Source organism: Glutamicibacter soli (genome assembly GCF_003309065.1).
Taxonomy (GTDB): Bacteria; Actinomycetota; Actinomycetes; order Actinomycetales; family Micrococcaceae; genus Glutamicibacter; species Glutamicibacter soli.
Genome location: NZ_POAF01000003.1, coordinates 490,323 through 506,004 on the forward strand (window position 1 = coordinate 490,323; position 15,682 = coordinate 506,004).

The 15,682-nt window shown below is 62.6% G+C and carries 14 protein-coding genes and 1 pseudogene; 11 read left to right on the top strand and 4 right to left on the bottom strand.

What is annotated here, in order from left to right; all coding sequences use genetic code 11:
* The first annotated feature begins 168 nt into the window (after positions 1 to 168).
* The 3 genes from C1H84_RS08830 to C1H84_RS08840 are packed head-to-tail and all read left to right on the top strand — an operon-like array spanning position 169 to position 2,764.
* Complete coding sequence (locus C1H84_RS08830; protein ID WP_146955981.1) at positions 169 to 792, top strand: hypothetical protein; 624 nt, start codon at positions 169 to 171, stop codon at positions 790 to 792.
* Positions 789 to 1,499 carry a response regulator transcription factor gene (locus C1H84_RS08835; RefSeq protein ID WP_244910859.1) on the top strand — a complete coding sequence of 237 codons (711 nt, stop codon included), beginning with the start codon at positions 789 to 791 and terminating at the stop codon, positions 1,497 to 1,499. Before C1H84_RS08830 ends, C1H84_RS08835 begins: the two co-directional genes overlap by 4 nt.
* A complete protein-coding gene (locus C1H84_RS08840; RefSeq protein ID WP_113607169.1) occupies positions 1,496 to 2,764 on the top strand; it encodes an ATP-binding protein in 1,269 nt (422 codons plus the stop codon). The genes C1H84_RS08835 and C1H84_RS08840 overlap by 4 nt, the downstream gene beginning before the upstream one ends.
* Positions 2,765 to 2,848: 84 nt before the next feature.
* Here the strand turns inward: C1H84_RS08840 and C1H84_RS08845 are convergent, their stop codons facing one another.
* The 3 genes from C1H84_RS08845 to C1H84_RS08855 form a co-directional block, all read right to left on the bottom strand.
* The gene (locus C1H84_RS08845) at positions 2,849 to 4,078 is read right to left on the bottom strand and encodes an acyl-CoA dehydrogenase family protein (RefSeq protein ID WP_113607170.1); all 1,230 of its coding nucleotides are present in this window, start codon (positions 4,076 to 4,078) and stop codon (positions 2,849 to 2,851) included.
* A 104-nt stretch (positions 4,079 to 4,182) separates the two neighbouring features.
* A complete protein-coding gene (locus C1H84_RS08850; protein ID WP_113607171.1) occupies positions 4,183 to 5,529 on the bottom strand; it encodes an MFS transporter in 1,347 nt (448 codons plus the stop codon).
* Between the two features lie 494 nt (positions 5,530 to 6,023).
* Complete coding sequence (locus tag C1H84_RS08855; RefSeq protein WP_220124892.1) at positions 6,024 to 6,809, bottom strand: oxepin-CoA hydrolase, alternative type; 786 nt, start codon at positions 6,807 to 6,809, stop codon at positions 6,024 to 6,026.
* Positions 6,810 to 7,182: 373 nt separating this feature from the next.
* On the opposite strand from C1H84_RS08855, the gene C1H84_RS08860 reads away from it, so the two are divergent.
* The 8 genes from C1H84_RS08860 to C1H84_RS08895 all read left to right on the top strand — a co-directional run bounded on the left by C1H84_RS08860 (position 7,183) and on the right by C1H84_RS08895 (position 14,232).
* Complete coding sequence (locus C1H84_RS08860) at positions 7,183 to 8,268, top strand: efflux RND transporter periplasmic adaptor subunit (RefSeq protein WP_113607172.1); 1,086 nt, start codon at positions 7,183 to 7,185, stop codon at positions 8,266 to 8,268.
* Entirely contained in the window at positions 8,268 to 8,975 is a 708-nt protein-coding gene (locus C1H84_RS08865) for an ABC transporter ATP-binding protein (RefSeq protein ID WP_113607173.1), read from the top strand. The genes C1H84_RS08860 and C1H84_RS08865 overlap by 1 nt, the downstream gene beginning before the upstream one ends.
* Positions 8,972 to 10,207 (top strand): ABC transporter permease, encoded by a 1,236-nt coding sequence (locus C1H84_RS08870; protein WP_113607174.1) that lies wholly within the window; start codon positions 8,972 to 8,974, stop codon positions 10,205 to 10,207. Before C1H84_RS08865 ends, C1H84_RS08870 begins: the two co-directional genes overlap by 4 nt.
* A 144-nt stretch (positions 10,208 to 10,351) precedes the next feature.
* Positions 10,352 to 11,005 (top strand): histidine phosphatase family protein, encoded by a 654-nt coding sequence (locus tag C1H84_RS08875; protein ID WP_113607175.1) that lies wholly within the window; start codon positions 10,352 to 10,354, stop codon positions 11,003 to 11,005.
* 73 nt (positions 11,006 to 11,078) lie between these two features.
* Positions 11,079 to 11,837 (top strand): 3-oxoacyl-ACP reductase FabG, encoded by a 759-nt coding sequence (gene fabG / locus C1H84_RS08880; protein WP_113607176.1) that lies wholly within the window; start codon positions 11,079 to 11,081, stop codon positions 11,835 to 11,837.
* A complete protein-coding gene (locus C1H84_RS08885) occupies positions 11,834 to 12,325 on the top strand; it encodes a MaoC family dehydratase (protein ID WP_113607177.1) in 492 nt (163 codons plus the stop codon). Before fabG ends, C1H84_RS08885 begins: the two co-directional genes overlap by 4 nt.
* A gap of 408 nt (positions 12,326 to 12,733) precedes the next feature.
* On the top strand, positions 12,734 to 13,699 hold the full coding sequence (locus C1H84_RS08890; RefSeq protein ID WP_146955983.1) for a hypothetical protein: 966 nt from the start codon (positions 12,734 to 12,736) through the stop codon (positions 13,697 to 13,699).
* 317 nt (positions 13,700 to 14,016) lie between these two features.
* A complete protein-coding gene (locus C1H84_RS08895; RefSeq protein WP_146955985.1) occupies positions 14,017 to 14,232 on the top strand; it encodes a hypothetical protein in 216 nt (71 codons plus the stop codon).
* A gap of 181 nt (positions 14,233 to 14,413) precedes the next feature.
* Here the strand turns inward: C1H84_RS08895 and C1H84_RS08900 are convergent.
* Positions 14,414 to 15,610: pseudogene (locus C1H84_RS08900) on the bottom strand (IS110 family RNA-guided transposase).
* Positions 15,611 to 15,682 lie beyond the last annotated feature (72 nt).

Sequence of the window (15,682 nt, forward strand, 5' to 3'; positions counted from 1 at the left end):
GCACCGACTGCCAGCTCCCGACCACCTATCGGCAATCCATCGGTTTTGTTACACAATCGACAGATTGCTCGACGGCAGTTTCAGGCGTTTTCACGGACTGCCGCGGGCATAATTGGCAGTGCCGGTCAGCGCTCCGCACACTTCCGGCAGACAATCGAAAGGGATCCCGTGGCTTTACGGCGTGCACTCGGCATGCTCTGCGCACTGCTGCTATGTTGTGGAACCAGTGCCTGCAGCACCAACGATCCGCTGCGGATCGAATCTCCGGCGCTCCCGACCACGCCTGCCGCGCAGTCCTCCGCACCATCAATCAACGATGAAAGGGCCTGGGAACAGCCTTTCTCTCCCGCGCAGGTCAGGCAGGTCCTGCTGGCCACCGACCTGGACGCCGTGAGCACCCGGGAGAACTCCGAAGCGGACATCCGCGAGTACCTGACCGAATGCGACAAATGCCTGGTCGCGCTGCCCGCCTACGAAACTGCAGGCGAAAAGTTCCAGATCTACTCCGTGAGCACCGCCGGGGACGCCTACAGCTTCGCTTCCTTCGCCATCCGTGATGCCAAGGGCACACCGGAGGTCGCGCTCGCCGTCGGAGGCTCGGACGTGTACCTGAGCGCGGGCAAGGAAGGCAGCCTTGTCGCACAGGAAGCTGTCTACAAACCCGATGACCCCATGTGCTGCCCCTCGGGCTGGTCGGTACGCATGTTCCGCTACCAGGATGGGCAGTTCATCCAAGGCGACTCCTTCGCCAGCCCGGTCGATCCGGCCGAGGACCAGGGGACGGAGCAGTGAGGGCCGATGGCGTCCGCGTGCTGATGATCGAGGACGACGCGGTCATCCGGGAGGCAACGAGCATCGGACTTGAGCGCCTGGGCTATCACGTCCTCGGGGCCGAGGACGGCTTGGAAGGCCTTGAGCTCTTCCGACGCCTGCAGAAAGAAGACCCGGTGGACGCGGTACTGCTGGATGTCATGCTGCCGACCATGAACGGAACCCAGGTCTGCCGCCAGATGCGCGGCTTCAGCAACATACCGGTGATCATGCTCTCGGCCCGCGGCGAAGGCCTGGACATGGTCACCGGGCTGGACGCCGGGGCGGACGACTATCTGGCCAAGCCGTTCGACCTGCAGGTGCTCGACGCCCGGTTGCGGGCGGTGCTGCGGCGCACCGCGATGCCGCAGGCCAACACCGTTGCCCATGGAGAACCGGTGCCGGACGCGAAGGGGCTGGACATCGACCCGCACCGGTTGGTGGTGACGCTGGATGCGCGGGAGATCCACCTGACTCCCACCGAGCTGAAGATCCTGCTGATGCTCAGCGAGGATCCGGGGGTGGTCGTCTCGCGCAGCGATATCCTCTCCGAGGTCTGGGGCTACACCTGGGATGCCGACCACCGCGTCATCGATGTCCATGTCCAGCGGCTGCGCAGGAAGATCGGCGCATCCCGCATCGATACCGTCCGCGGTTTCGGCTACCGGCTGCAGGATGAAGCCCCATGAGCCTTCGGTGGAAAATTACCGGGATGACCATCCTGTCGGTCCTGCTGACCCTGGTGATCTCGGCGCTGCTGGTGCGCCAGATGATCACGATTTCCGAGGAACAGCGGCTGCGCGACGAAGCAACCAGTTCGCTGAAGCAGGCGGTGCGGATCCTGGATGAGACGGGAATCAGCATCCTAGGAGCCAAGGTCAACGATCCGCAGCTGCCGGCCGAGGCCCGGGATGCCGCCAAGGCAGGCCAGTACATCACCTACCGCGCGAGGCTCGACGGCCAGGACATCATCTACGCGGCAGCCCCGGTCAGCCTGGGCACGCAGCCGGCAATCCTGTCCCTGTCGGTGTCCTGGGCCAACAGCCAGCAGATGCGGCACAGCGTTGACACCGCCCTGCTCTGGGCAGGTGTCGCGACGCTGGTTCTGGTCTCGGCATTGGGCACGCTCATCGTTTCCCGCCTCGTCCAAAGGCTGTCCAAGGGCTCCCAGGCGGCGCGCGCCATCGCCTCCGGCGAGCGCCGGGTGCTGGTGGAAGACGCAATCGGCAAACCCTTCGGAGGCAAGGACGAAGTCGACCAGTTCGCCGAGGCAGTGGACGCCATGGCCCAGAAGCTGAACGCGAAGCTCGCGGCCGAGCAGCGTTTCTCCGCTGATCTCGCCCATGAGCTGCGCACCCCGTTGACCGGGCTGGTCACCGCCGCCAGCCTGCTTCCCGAATCGCGTCCCACGCAGCTTGTCCAGGACCGGGTTGCCAAGCTGCGCAACCTCGTCGAGGACCTGCTCCAGGTCTCGCGGCTGGAGTCAGGCGTTGAAACCGCCCAGCTCTCAGAGCTGGACCTTGATTCCTGCGTTGCCGAACTCATCGGGCGCATCTGCGAACGGCGGCCCGAGCAGTGCGCACATCTCGAGCTTCAGCTGCAATCCGGCGGCAGCACGGTGCTGGTGGAACCCAGGCGTCTTGAGCGCATCCTGGAAAACCTCATCAGCAACGCCTCGACCCATGGCTCCGGGGCAATCCTGGTCGGCACCCGGGGCACGAGCGTCAGCGTGCTGGACCACGGGCCGGGTTTTCCGCGCAGCATCCTCGACACCGGTCCTGAACGCTTCGTCTCCAAGGGTGGCGGCATCGGGTTGGGGCTGACCATCGCCAGCGGACAGGCGCAGGCCCTGGGCGCCACGATGAAACTGTCCAACCACGGCGGCGCCCGGGTGGAGCTCACGCTCCGGGCTCCCGGGGCACCGGCCAAGGATTCGAACCCCGCGCGGCGTTAGGGGGCCGGGCGGCGCCAAGCGACGGCATGGCCCGCAGAGTCCTGAGGGCCATGCCGTCGCTTGTACTTGAGGGAGCGGTTCGCGTTAGACGCGGCTTGGCACCGGCTTCGGTGCGGACGCCTTGCGGGTGAAGGCCGAGATGCCGGTGATGTCGCGGCCCACGATCAGCGCCTGCATGGAATCGGTGCCCTCATAGGTGGAGACCACTTCCATGTCGGTCAGGTGGCGGGCCACGTGGTTCTCCAGCAGCAGGCCGTTTCCGGCCATCATGTCACGGGCTTCGCGGCACATCGCCAGGGCCTTGCGCGAGGTGGTCATCTTGATCATGGAGGCCATCGGCGCGGTCAGCTCGTCGCGTTCCTGCAGCTGCGCCATGCGGGTGCACATCAGCTGCATGCTGGTCAGGTCCGAGAGCATGGTGGCCAGCTTTTCCTGCACCAGCTGGTAGCTGGCGATCGGGGCGCCGAACTGCTCGCGCTGCAGGGCGTAGGTGGCCGCCATCTCGAAGGCCGCCATGCCGTGGCCCACGGCCTCCCAGGAGGCGCCGCCGCGGGTGGCCTTCAGCACTCGATTCACCCCGGCGAAGGACTCGCAGTGCTCCAAGCGGTTCTCGGCCGGGACGCGCAGGTTCTCGATGATGATGTCGGCCTGCAGGATGGCGCGCTTGGCCATCTTGCCGGCAATCGGGGTCGGGCGGTAGCCGTCGGGGTACTGGCCGTCCGGCTGGCGCTCGACGATGAAGGCCTTGACGTTGCCGTCCGCCTCGTCGCGGGCGTAGAGGACAATGACGTCGGCTTCGTGGCCGTTGCCGATCCAGCGCTTGTGGCCGTTGAGCACCCAGGTGTCGCCCTCGCGGCGGGCGGAGGTTTCCAGCGACACGGAGTCCGAGCCGTGGTCCGGTTCGGTCAGGGCGAAGGCGCCGGTCTTCTCCAGGCGCGCCATGGACGGCAGCCAGCGCTGGCGCTGTTCCTCGTTGCCCAGCATGTAGATGGACCCCATGCACAGGTTCGAGTGGACGCCCAGGAAGGTATTGACCGATCCGTCGATGCGCCCCATTTCGCGGGCCACCAGGCCGGCGGCCTGGCGGGTGAAGCCCGGGCAGTCGTAGCCCTGGATGAAGGTGCCGATGATGCCCAGCTTGGCCAGCCCCGGGATGACTTCGCGCGGGAATTCCGCGCGCTCCCAGTAGTTGTTGATGATCGGCTCAATGGTGGCCTGCCCGAAAGCGCGGACCCTGTCGCGCAGGGCGCGGTCCGCGTCGGTGAGGTCCGCATCCAGCATGAAGTAGTCCGGGTGGTCGATTACAGAACTCATCGCACTGTCTCTTTCTTTTCTTCTTTATTAATTCCGATGACCAGATGGCACCGCATTGGTGCCATCTGGTGTGTGGTTGGCGGCGCGTGGCCGAGGGTGGAGCCTTATTTTGCGGCGTTGGCCTTCTCGAAGTGGGCGGTCAGGCCCAGCAGGCGCAGGCGCTCGCGCTCGGGATTGAGCATCAGTCCGCCGGCCACTGCGAACAGGCAGATCAGGATGCCGACCAGCAGGAAGCCGTTGGCATATCCGTCAACCGGCGTCGGCGCCAGCTCGACAATGATGCCCAACCCCAACGGGGCGATCATGCCGGCTACCGAGTACACGGCGATGATGCAGCCGAAGAACGCGGTGCGCTGGCGCGAGGGCAGGAAGTCCGAGGCCCCGGCGAAAGCCACCGTGAAGGCAACCGAGTTGATGGAGAATGCGGCGACCACTGCGAACAGCTGGAGCGGTCCGGCCGGCAGCTGCGAAAACGCCATCATGCAGACACCGGAGAAGATCAGGAATCCTGCGGTGAGGAAGGAACGGGCGGCGCGGGAGGTGTAGCCCTTGCGCAGCATGCGGCCGGAGATCAAACCGGCCACCAGCAGCACCACAATGGCGATGGTGTACGGGATCGGAACCAGCAGTCCCACGGTCTCCATTGAGTAGCCGAGCCCTTCGCTCAGAAAGGCCGGAAGCCAGGTCACCTTCAGCGAGCTGATCAGGTATCCGGAGAAGGACAGCATGGCCAGTCCCCAGAAGCTGCGGGACATCAGCAGGTAGCGGAACGGCACGTTGATGTCCGCGTTCGTGTCGAAGGCGTCCTGCTTGGCGTGGGCATCAAGCGTCGGCTTCTTGAATGGGAGCTTGTCGGCGTAGGCGAACCAGACGATCAGCCACAGGACGCTGACCGCGCACAGCACGATAAAGGATGCATGCCAGTCCCAGGTCAGGATGACCCAGGTCAGCGCCGGGGCCGCGAGCAACGGGCCAAGCGAGGAGCCGGAGTTGACGATGGCGCCGGCCAGGGCGCGCTTGTCCGGCGGGAAGCGTTCGTGGAGGATCGACTGGACCAGCGCGTGGGCGGGGCTTTCAAAGAAGCCCAGCAGCATGCGGCTGACCAGCAGCACCGAGAAGGTGGTGGGGACCGTGACGGGCAGCATGCTCAGGATCCAGGTGAACATGAGGATGCCGGCGGCCCAGTTGTAGGAAATCTTCTTGAACACAGCAGACAGGCCCACCGCACCGACGGCGAACAACCAGAAGAACGCACTGGAGAGCAGTCCGTACTGCGCGGCGCTGAGGTTCATGCTTTCGCGGATCTGTTCGCTGGCCAGGCCAATAGCGGCCTTGTCGGCGAAGTTCATGGTGAAGAAAATCAGCAGCAGGACTACCAGTCCCCAGCTCTTCTTGCGCTGGGCGTCACTGGTTATTTCGATTGTCGGAGAGATCAGAGCGGGTCGTGCCATCGTGCCTTCCTTCTTCTGCTTCTTTATCCGGCGCTGAGCGTGGTGGGAGATCTGGCACCCGCCGCTGTTGTGCAACCTTGCGTGATACTTCTACACCGCACGGGCGTTCTCTCCCAGATCTTCCGGAAGGGAATGGGGCACGGTTGGGTATGGGCAAATTGACAGCTAAACGTCGAAGAACTTCGTGTAATGCACACCACAGTAGCAACGGGGCTGCGCCGGTCACACTGGCGGATTACGCCCGCCGGTATTCGAATAACGACCGCTCACCCCGACCTCTTGACACCTCTTGTGAGGAATGAGACAGTCCGACTCCAAGGCCCCTCAGGCACCCCCAATACGGTATCCAACTTGGGTCTAAGCGATTTCCGCTGGGTCCTCGACTACCGCGGGGCACCGGTTCCCCGCCGTCCGTGACGCGAGTCACTGGCAATTTCCGCTGGCGGGCCCGCTAATCACAGTGATAACCGGGTATGCCGCTGCGGCGCCGGGCTTCAGCCGGCGCGTGGCTTCAGCACCCGCGCGATGCCTTCGCCGGCTTCCGGGTCGCCGAGCGACTGGACCATCAGTTCCGCTTCACAGCCCAGCTGCGTATCAAGGTCTGCGGTGACGGCCGAATCGCACAACTGCAGAATTCTTGCGGTGGCCCGCGGGGGCCCCGCGGCCAATCGACGGCCCAGCTCCATCGCCCGGTCCACCGCTTCTCCGGGATTGCTCAATTCGTTGACGACCCCCAGTTCATGGAGTCGCTCGGCGGTGATCCGCGCCCCGGTCAGGCAGAGGTGGGTTACCAGTTGCCGCGGCAGCGACTCCGACAGCAACGCGGTCAGGCCTCCATCCGGGGTCAGCCCTGCCTTGACGTAGGCGGCGGTGAAGAATGCGCCCTGAGAGGCGATCAGCAGGTCGCCGGACAATGCCAGGGACATTCCCGCTCCGGCCGCCCCGCCTTCCACCGCCATGATCACCGGCTTGCCGCTCCTGCGGATCTGCCGAATGAGCCCGTGGAAAATTTCCAGGCGCGCCAGGCGCTCGGGTTCGGTCTTCCCCGCCATGGCCGCCAGCTGATGCAGGTTGCCTCCCGAAGAGAAGAAATCTCCGTGTCCCGCGATCACGATCGCCCCGATCTGAGGATCGCCCTGGGCCTCGCGGAGCGCTTGGCCGGCGGCCTCGAAAAACGCCGGGCCGATGGAATTGCGGGTTGCCGGTGAATGGATCCTCAGCTGGAGCACCCTGTCATTCCGGCTGCTCAGCATCACCTGGTCACGGATTGCTGCGTTCATGGGCGACTCCTTAGGAGGGTACTGAATACAAGTCAGTCCAATCTAACGGCCGCCGGGGCGCGCGGGGCGTCGAGAACATGTAGGGGTTCCCCTGCACTTCGGGCCGTTCGCCGCCTAGGGATCCACGCAACGGAATTCCGCCGCCAGGCGGCTCCGGCCCCTGCGGAAACACGGCGCGCCAAGCCCTCCGTCGCCCTGCAGGCTTCCAGGGCAGACCCGCCGCTACGTCGAGTGGTCTCAAGTCGCTACTTTTCGATTTTGACTACTGCGGTAATAATCCAGAATCTACGATTAAAGTTGAGCAATTCACGCGCAAACTCCCGGGAATCATGGCACGCTGAACTATTCACTGCAGAATTGAAAGAAGTTCCCTATGAGCCAACGCCGCGTCTTCCGGCGCTTTGTCCTGCCAATCGCCTGGCTGCTGATTGGCGCCGTGATCGCCGTCAGCCTCGTCAGCATCGCCTTCACCGGCAGCAGCTCGGCAAACGATGACCAGCTGTATCCCACCGGCGAGGTGCCGGCGGAAACCGTCACGGTGGAAAAGTCCACGGTGGAGAACACCCTGGCTATTACCGGAACCATCAAGCTCGATGATGCCCAAACCCTTAACGCCCCGGTGGACGGTGTGGTGAACTGGGCCTTCGTCAAACCCGGCGACAATGTGAGCAAGGGCGACCGGATCTTCCAGATCCGCGCCGAAACCCAGCCCGAGGCCACGAACACCACCAGCTCTGCGGACAACGAGTCGGACGCCGCGGAACAAGTCCAGCAGCCGGCCAAAGCCGTGGTGGCCTACCATGACGTCCGCGCCACGGCCACCGGCAAGGTCGGCAAATTCGCCATCGAGCTCAATGACGAGGTCACCAAGGGCGCCGCCCTGGGCAAGGTACAGCCACAGAATTTCAAGGCCGTCGGAACCATCAACCCGCTGGACCGCTACCGGCTCATGGAAGGCGCCCGCGAAGCCGAGATCACCATCGACGGAGGCCCCGAACCCTTCGTCTGCAAGAACCTTTCCGTGGCGGATTCGGCGTCGGAAAGCATCGACCAGGAGCAGGGTTCCGAGGCGGCGAACGAGGAGACCATCACCGGTTTGGGTTCCGAACCAGGGCAGGAACAGCCCGGCGGCGCGTCAGGCAGCGAAATCTCCTGCGTCGTCCCCGAGGATGTGGTGGTCTTCGACGGCCTGTCCATGCGCATGGACATCGATGCCGGGTCGGCCGAGAACGTGCTGACCGTACCGGTCACCGCTGTGCGCGGACTGGTAGGCCAGGGCGCCATCTGGGTGCTCAATGACAAGGGCAAGGAAATCCGCACCGAGGTCGAACTCGGAGTCACCGACGGCAAGGTCGTCGAGGTGGTCTCCGGCGTGAAGTCCGGCGCTGAGGTGCTGCGCTACGTGCCGGGTTCCAACCCCGTGCCGGAAACGGAGCCGGGCATGGAGTTCTACCCCTGATGAGCGGCGCACAGCTCCTGGAGCTTGAAAACGTCACCCGCAGCGTGCTGCTGCCCGATGACAGTGAACTGCAGATCCTCACCGGCATCGATTTGAGTGTTTCCGAGGGCGACCACATCGCGATCGTGGGCCGTTCGGGTACCGGAAAGTCGACGCTGCTCAATATCCTCGGACTGCTGGACCGTCCGACCTCCGGCACCTTGGCCTGGCGCGGCACGGACGCGGCCAGGCTCAGCTCCCGCCGCGCGGCCGCCGCCCGCGGCAGGGACCTGGGCTTCGTCTTCCAGCAGTTCAACCTGTTGCCCGGCCGCACCGCCTTGGAGAACGTGATGGCACCGCTGATGTACTCCAGCGGCCGCGACTTCTGGCAGCGGCGCCGGCTGGCCAGCGAAGCCCTGGAGCGCGTTGGCCTGGGTTCCCGGCTGGATTCGCTGCCGCAGACCCTTTCCGGCGGCGAGCAGCAGCGCGTGGCCATTGCCCGCGCCCTGGTCCGCCGCCCGCGGGTGGTGCTGGCCGATGAACCCACCGGCGCGCTGGACGTCGCCACGGGGCTTGCGGTGATGCAGCTGCTGGATGAGGCCACGGTGGAATCCGGGGCCGCGCTGATCACCATCACCCACGACTCGAATGTCGCGGCGCTGGCCCGCGAGCGCTTCCGCCTGGAGGGCGGGCGCCTGCACCCGCTGGTCCAGGAGGTGGCGAGATGAACAACCTGTCGCGTCTGGGGACCGGATTTGTCGCCGCGCTGGTCGAAGCCTGGCAGGAACTGCGCATCCACCGGCTGCGGGTGCTGCTTTCGCTCATCGGCGTCACCATTGCGGTGGCCTCGCTGACCACCGCGGTGGCCGGCGCCGCGATGGCGCAGCAGCTGATGACCGAGCAGCTTGAACGCTACGGGCGCCCGGCCATGATCAGCACCTATGTCTCGAGCCCGGAGAACCTGGGGCCCTCGCAGAACTCCGCCCAGATCTCCGCGGCCTTCGAAAAAACCGCCGAGCGTTTCAAGATCAACTACACCTCGGTGGTCGGCAGCAGCTACGGTGCGCGTGCCACCCATCAAGGGCTCTCCGTCGGCACCCAGATCCAGGTGGTTGACCCGGAGTACGGCCCGATGCACCGGATCTTCGCCCAGCACGGGCGCTGGCTGGAGGCCGAGGACGCCGCGAACCTCTCCCCCGCGGTGGTGGTGGACAAAACCACGATGACCCAGCTAGGGCTTGCCGATACCCGGCTTCCGGCGACCATCGAGCTGAAAAACGGGGCCGACAGCGTCTCGGTGACAGTCATCGGCGCCACCTCGACCAAGGACTTCGGGATGGAGGGACAGCTGTGGATGCTGCCTGAAACCTACGAGCGGTGGTTCTCCGCAGGGACCCCGCTGAACGAAGTCACCTACGCCATGTGGGTGCCCGTCGAAGGCGCCGAGGAATTGGCAAGCCAGTTCGCCCGCCAGCTGCAGGCGGAGCTTCCCGGATACTATGTCGATGCCAGCCGCCAGGACTATCTTGCGTGGGGTCAGGATGAAGGCCTGAAGCAGGTCGCTCTGGTGGTCGCCGGCATCGCGGGCATCATCCTGCTGCTCGGTTCGCTGAGCCTGTTGAACGTGGCGATGGTGACCATGAAGCAGCGCATCCGAGAGGTGGGCATCCGGCGCAGCTTCGGCGCCACCACCGGACGCGTGTTCTTCTCCGTGATGATGGAAAGCGTGGTCGCCACGGCGGTGGCCGGCGGGCTCGGGGTGCTGATCTCGGTGGCCATCGTCAGCAACCCGAAGCTGATCAACGCGGTGCTGGCCACCGGCCTTGACGAAATGCCTGGCTTCCCGGTCAACGCCGCCCTGCTGGGCCTGGGGGTTTCAGTTGCGGTGGGCGCGCTGACAGGTGTGCTTCCAGCCCTCGTAGCGGCACGCGTGCGGATCGTAGACGCGATCCGCGTCTGATCTTCGTGCGTCAACTGCCCAGCAGGCGGCCCGGGAGTAAGCTTCCGGGCCGCCTGCTGGACACTTGTAGGGGATCCCCTGCACTTCAAGCGATCTTCGGCTTAAGGGTTTCAGGCATCCTGCTTTGCCCATAGCGTCGCTACCGTGAGTGTTATTTATCTGGTTCGCCATGCGCAGGCATCCTTCGGAACCGACGACTACGACCGCTTGTCCCCCAAGGGGCTGGCGCAGGCCGACATCCTCGGCGAGCATTTCGCCGCGCGGGGCATCGCCCCGAACCGGCTGATCGCCGGGCAGATGCTCCGCCAGCGCCAGACCCTCTCCGGCCTGGCCGCCAAGGGCGGGCTGGAGCAAGAACCCGTGACCCACACCGGATGGGACGAGTTCAGCGCCAGCAACATCACCGCCGCCTATCCCGAGCAGGATCCGCTGGCCAAAACCGATACCCGCGCCTTCCAGCGGCTGCTGGAGAAGTCATCGGCCCGTTGGGCCTCGGGAGACCACGACTCCGACTATGTGGAGACCTTCAACGAGTTCACCTCGCGGGTGGAAAATGCATTGAAAGATGCCATGGCTTCGCTGGGCAAGGGTGAAAGCGCGGCAGTGGTTTCAAGCTCCGGAGCCATCGCTTGGACCGCGGCCCACTTGCTGGGCGGCGGTTTCGACCTGTGGCTGCGGCTGAACAGGGTCACCGTCAACACCGGGGTCACCAAGATCGTTGGCGGACCGCAAGGCATCACCCTGGTCAGCTTCAACGACCACTCGCACCTGGCCAACGACATGGTGACCTACCGCTAGATTTCCGACACGAAGAATTCAAGGATTGGGCTGCCCCGAGGCTTCGCGGCAGCCCCGACGAAAGGATCCCGTCATGGGTGAAACACAACGTACCGCAATCATCACCGGCGGCGGCCGCGGCATCGGCGCCGAGGTGGCACGCAAGCTGGCCGAGGACGGCATGAACATCGCCATCTTCGACCTGGACCAGGCCGGCCTGGATTCCATCGGCGCAGAGCTGAAGGCCAAGGGGCACAACGTGCTGACCATCAGCGCGGACGTCTCCAACGAGGAATCTGTCGCCGCCGCCGTGCAGCGCGTGGCCGACGAGCTCGGCGCTCCCACCGTGGTGGTCAACAACGCCGGCATCATCCGCGACAACCTGCTGTTCAAGATGTCCGTCTCGGACTGGGACCTGGTCATGGGAGTGCACCTGCGCGGCGCGTTCCTGGTCTCCCGGGAAGCCCAGAAGCACATGGTCCAGGCCAAGTGGGGTCGCATCATCAACCTGTCCAGCACCTCCGCGCTGGGCAACCGCGGCCAGGCCAACTACGCCGCGGCGAAGGCCGGCATGCAGGGCTTCACCAAGACCCTGGCCCTGGAGCTGGGACGCTACGGCGTCACTGCCAACGCGATTGCCCCGGGATTCATCGAGACCGAGATGACCGCGGCCACCGCCGAGCGCTTGGGTCTAAGCTTCGAGGACTTCGTGGCCGCCAGCGCCGCCAAGATCCCGGTGCAGCGCACCGGCAAGCCGGCTGATATCGCCAATGCGGTCTCCTTCTTCGCCAGCGAGAACTCCGGGTTCGTTTCGGGCCAGGTGCTGTATGTCGCCGGGGGTCCGAAGGCGTGAGGATCTTCGACAGCATCTCCGATTTCGAGCAGGTCGCCGGCCAAGAACTGGGTGTCACCGAATGGCGGACCATCACCCAGGAAGACATCAACGACTTCGCCAGGGTCACTAACGACCACCAATGGATCCATGTCGACGAACAGCGGGCCGCGAAGGGCCCGTTCGGCACCACCCTGGTGCACGGTTATATGACCCTCTCGCTGGTCTCCGGCTTCATGTTCTCCACCTACCGGGTGGACGGCGTGGCAATGGGCGTGAACTACGGATCAAACAAGGTCCGCTACCCCGCCCCGGTGCTGGTGAATTCGCGGGTCCGCGGGCGCGTAAAGCTGCTGTCGCTGGAGCGCTCGGAGTTGTGGGCGCAGTCCACCGTGCAGGTCACCGTGGAGCAGGAACGCGACGGCAAGCTGCTCAAGCCCGGTTGCGTGGCCGAGGTGGTTTCCCGCCTGTACTACCCGAAGGTAGCCAGCGAGGAAACCACTGCTTAACAGATTGGCTTGTACTCAGGATGTTTCAATTCACAGGTGCACAATTTTGCTCATCAGCACATCTGCATGAGATCCCTGCGTTGACTGACAGAAACAAACCGAGTGACAGGTTTTTTCAGAAGAGAAAGATGCATAATTCACCCGTAACCGGAACGGGCGCCTTAGCTGGTGTCGGCGTCCGACATGGCATGCTGTCGCACAGAAAATGCATCAGGATCCAACATATACATTGGTACGTCGGCTAGCCGGAGATTTTGAGATGGCGCATCTGGAGTCCGAATCAGTATCGCGGAAGTTCCGTCTGATGCTAATTCATCAATAAGCTTTTCAGGAAAATCAGAAATCGTTGCATTTTCCCCAAAAATCAGTATTTTTGTAGGTATCTATTTATGCACATTGGAGGGAACAATGAATGACGATGGCCAAGTATTGCGCTCACTCTTCATGTCTTCAGACAAATGGGTACATAGAAGAATCCAAACAATTGATGACACTGTTCCCGGTAGGACGAAGATTACGACCTCACTTGACCTTACGGTACCGAAAAACAAAACAATCCAAGGGTCACTTGGACATGTCATCATTCCGATCGCGCTCCTACCCAAGAGAGTCATGCTTTCTTGGTGGGTTGCAGACAGTTCAGGAAAACCGCTTACAGTTCTCAACCACACCACGAGCAACAAACTTGTGCGAGTCATGCTCGAGAGTTCGCTCAAGATTGCCGGAGTAGACGTTCCCACTTCATCCACTGACCAGGATCGCATTTTAGGCTTCATTGAAAATCGGGATAACAATGGCGTGACCACAAACAAACGCACTTCGAAAGAAGTCCTTGAGCTACTCAAAACATCGAGCATGATAGGCGAGAAAAAGAAGATCGGTCTGGTCGAAGATTTGATTGACATTCTGGAGCGATCCTGGATCGTCCTAATCGAAGTTCCAGACTCAATGGCTGGCAGGCGCTGCATCATTAAATATGGCTACGACTTGCAGATAACGATGGAGCCAGTAGGAATTAGACGAGACAACGATAGCTACAATCTCCCCGTGGAAGATCCAGGATTTTCTCGCAGCCTACATTTCGAAGTCATCTCAGCGCCAGAACTAGAAATTTACGACTTTAGCTTAAGGCATCTGAATGCAAAACAGTCGAGGGATCGAGTTCTGGCCGACGTCAAGAACGTGCGTTGCGTAGCTCATCTTCAAAATGAAATTTACATACCTCGATTTGGTGGTGCTGAACTTCAATTTCGACTAAGACCCATCGCCTACGGTATCCGAAAATTCACGGACGTGGCCCTCTTCTCTGTGATAATACTGATAATAATTGCAACGATTATACGACTAACTAGCGCCGACTGGTTTCTCCTCTAAGACTGGCGAAAACACACAACCGCCGCAGTCATACTGGCATTACCAGCGTTGCTTTTTTCTTGGCTGGCCCGAACGCCGGAAACAATGGGTGTTGCGCGATCGTATTATCGGCTACGTTTGATCAACATTCTCTTGGCGGTCACGATGCTACTCATGGCAGCCGCCCTCTCTACACTCTGGCAGCCTTGGGTGTGGAATCTGATTTGGCTATTTGTTGCAACTTGCTGTATCATCGCGGCCTGGTTGCGATATAATGAGGCGAAGCACAGGAGACCCACGCAGTATCAATACGATGATTCAGGGAAAGGGGATTGAAGATGGCAATTGTCATTTTCGACCCTACGCATACGGAGGGTGATCAGCAGGTAATCTACGATGACCAGACGCAGTTAACTGAAACTGCGGCTTACACCGTACTTGTTCCTGAACACCGCCAAACTGGGATTTATGCTGGAGTTTGCACTGTTCAGGACCATAAGAGTCTCATCGAGGAATTTACTGACGACAGCGTGTTCGAAGGAATCGCTCAGTAGTATCTTCCGGTTTCTCTAGTTTCTCTTCGTGCGAGGAGCCGTCCAAGTTGCGGCTCCTCGCTCTTTTGGGTGATCAATAGATTTCGTTTTACTCGCCCCGCTCAAGTTCTCAACTGCAAGCTTTCCAGACGGGGCAGACACAACGGCCGGCCCCGCCCGGGGGGTGCCCCTATGTATTTTGTCAAGCAACTTCCAGCACCGGAGCATCGTAAAGCGACCCGTCCCGGATCATGGCGAACAGGACCGTCAGCCGTCGATGAGCCAACGCGATGAGCGCCTGGTTGTGGCGTTTTCCCTGGGCCCGTTTCCGGTCATATTAGGCGCGGCTAACCGGATCGAAACGGATAGAGGCGAACGCCGAAAGGAACAACGCTCGTTTCAGTCGCTTGTTGCCTGAGTGGCTGACGCGTTCGGACTTGATCGAGGTGCCCGACTGCCGGGTGACGGGAGCCAGCCCGGCATAAGACGCTAACGCGGCAGGGCTAGTGAAGGTCTTGCCGGAGGTCTCGGCGATGAAGATCGAGGCAGTCCTGACGGCGACCCCGGGCATGGAAGTCAGGACCGGGCAAAGAGGGTGGGCCTCCACCATGGCTTCAAGATGCTTGGCTACGTCCGCCCGCTGGGCGTGCAGGTCGATCAGCTGCCGGGCTAGGTGCGGGATGACCAGCCCGGCGGCTTCGGTGCCGACCACGACCACCGTTTGCTCATCCACGGCATCCAGGATCGAACCAGCCCAGGCGGTGTGCCGGCGGGCTCCATGCTTTGTGAGTTTCGCGTCGATCCTGGCCTTGCCGGCATGCTTCAGCTGGGCCGGGGTGGGCCAGGCGGCGAGGACTTCGAGCACCGCATCATGCTCCAGCCAGGGGCCAATCACGCGCTCCAGGCGGGGGTGGATCTGGGTGAATGGCCCGCGGATCCGGTTGCTGGTCTGGGTGATCTGGCGGGAGAGGTCCAGGTCGAAGCCGGTGAGCATGCCTAGGGCGGCTTCTTCCTCGTCCGAGACCTGGATGCTGCGCAGTGTGTGCGGCATGGTGCGGGCCGCGTCAGCGATAATATACGCGTCTTTTTCGTCGGTTTTCGCCGTGCCCGGATACATGTCCGCGATGCGCCGCATGGTCAGCCCGGGCAGGTAGGCCACCATGATGCCCAGGTGCTGGGCCACGGCAACGGCGAGGGCGCCGATGGTGGCTGGCTGGTCCACGACTACCAGGACGGTGCCTTTGGCGCTGAGATCCTGATAGACCTTGGTGAGTTTGGTTTCGTCGTTGGGCAGGGTTTTGTTCCAGATGGTGGTGCCGTCGGTGGTGACGGCACAGGCCCAGTGGTCGGTTTTCCCTACGTCGAGCCCGAGGAAGATCTGGATGTCATCGGTTTTCATGAGGATTGCTCCTTTGCGCATGGTTCGCCATTTGGTCGGCCGACCGTCGGTAGCAAAGCCTTACATCCACGT

What these genes read in the sequence shown, in the direction of transcription:
- C1H84_RS08840 (WP_113607169.1), top strand. Translation starts at nt 1,496, where the DNA reads ATGAGCCTTCGGTGGAAAATTACCGGGATGACCATCCTGTCGGTCCTG.
- C1H84_RS08845 (WP_113607170.1), bottom strand. Translation starts at nt 4,078, where the DNA reads ATGAGTTCTGTAATCGACCACCCGGACTACTTCATGCTGGATGCGGAC.
- C1H84_RS08850 (WP_113607171.1), bottom strand. Translation starts at nt 5,529, where the DNA reads ATGGCACGACCCGCTCTGATCTCTCCGACAATCGAAATAACCAGTGAC.
- C1H84_RS08855 (WP_220124892.1), bottom strand. Translation starts at nt 6,809, where the DNA reads ATGAACGCAGCAATCCGTGACCAGGTGATGCTGAGCAGCCGGAATGAC.
- C1H84_RS08860 (WP_113607172.1), top strand. Translation starts at nt 7,183, where the DNA reads ATGAGCCAACGCCGCGTCTTCCGGCGCTTTGTCCTGCCAATCGCCTGG.
- C1H84_RS08865 (WP_113607173.1), top strand. Translation starts at nt 8,268, where the DNA reads ATGAGCGGCGCACAGCTCCTGGAGCTTGAAAACGTCACCCGCAGCGTG.
- C1H84_RS08870 (WP_113607174.1), top strand. Translation starts at nt 8,972, where the DNA reads ATGAACAACCTGTCGCGTCTGGGGACCGGATTTGTCGCCGCGCTGGTC.
- fabG (WP_113607176.1), top strand. Translation starts at nt 11,079, where the DNA reads ATGGGTGAAACACAACGTACCGCAATCATCACCGGCGGCGGCCGCGGC.
- C1H84_RS08890 (WP_146955983.1), top strand. Translation starts at nt 12,734, where the DNA reads ATGAATGACGATGGCCAAGTATTGCGCTCACTCTTCATGTCTTCAGAC.
- C1H84_RS08895 (WP_146955985.1), top strand. Translation starts at nt 14,017, where the DNA reads ATGGCAATTGTCATTTTCGACCCTACGCATACGGAGGGTGATCAGCAG.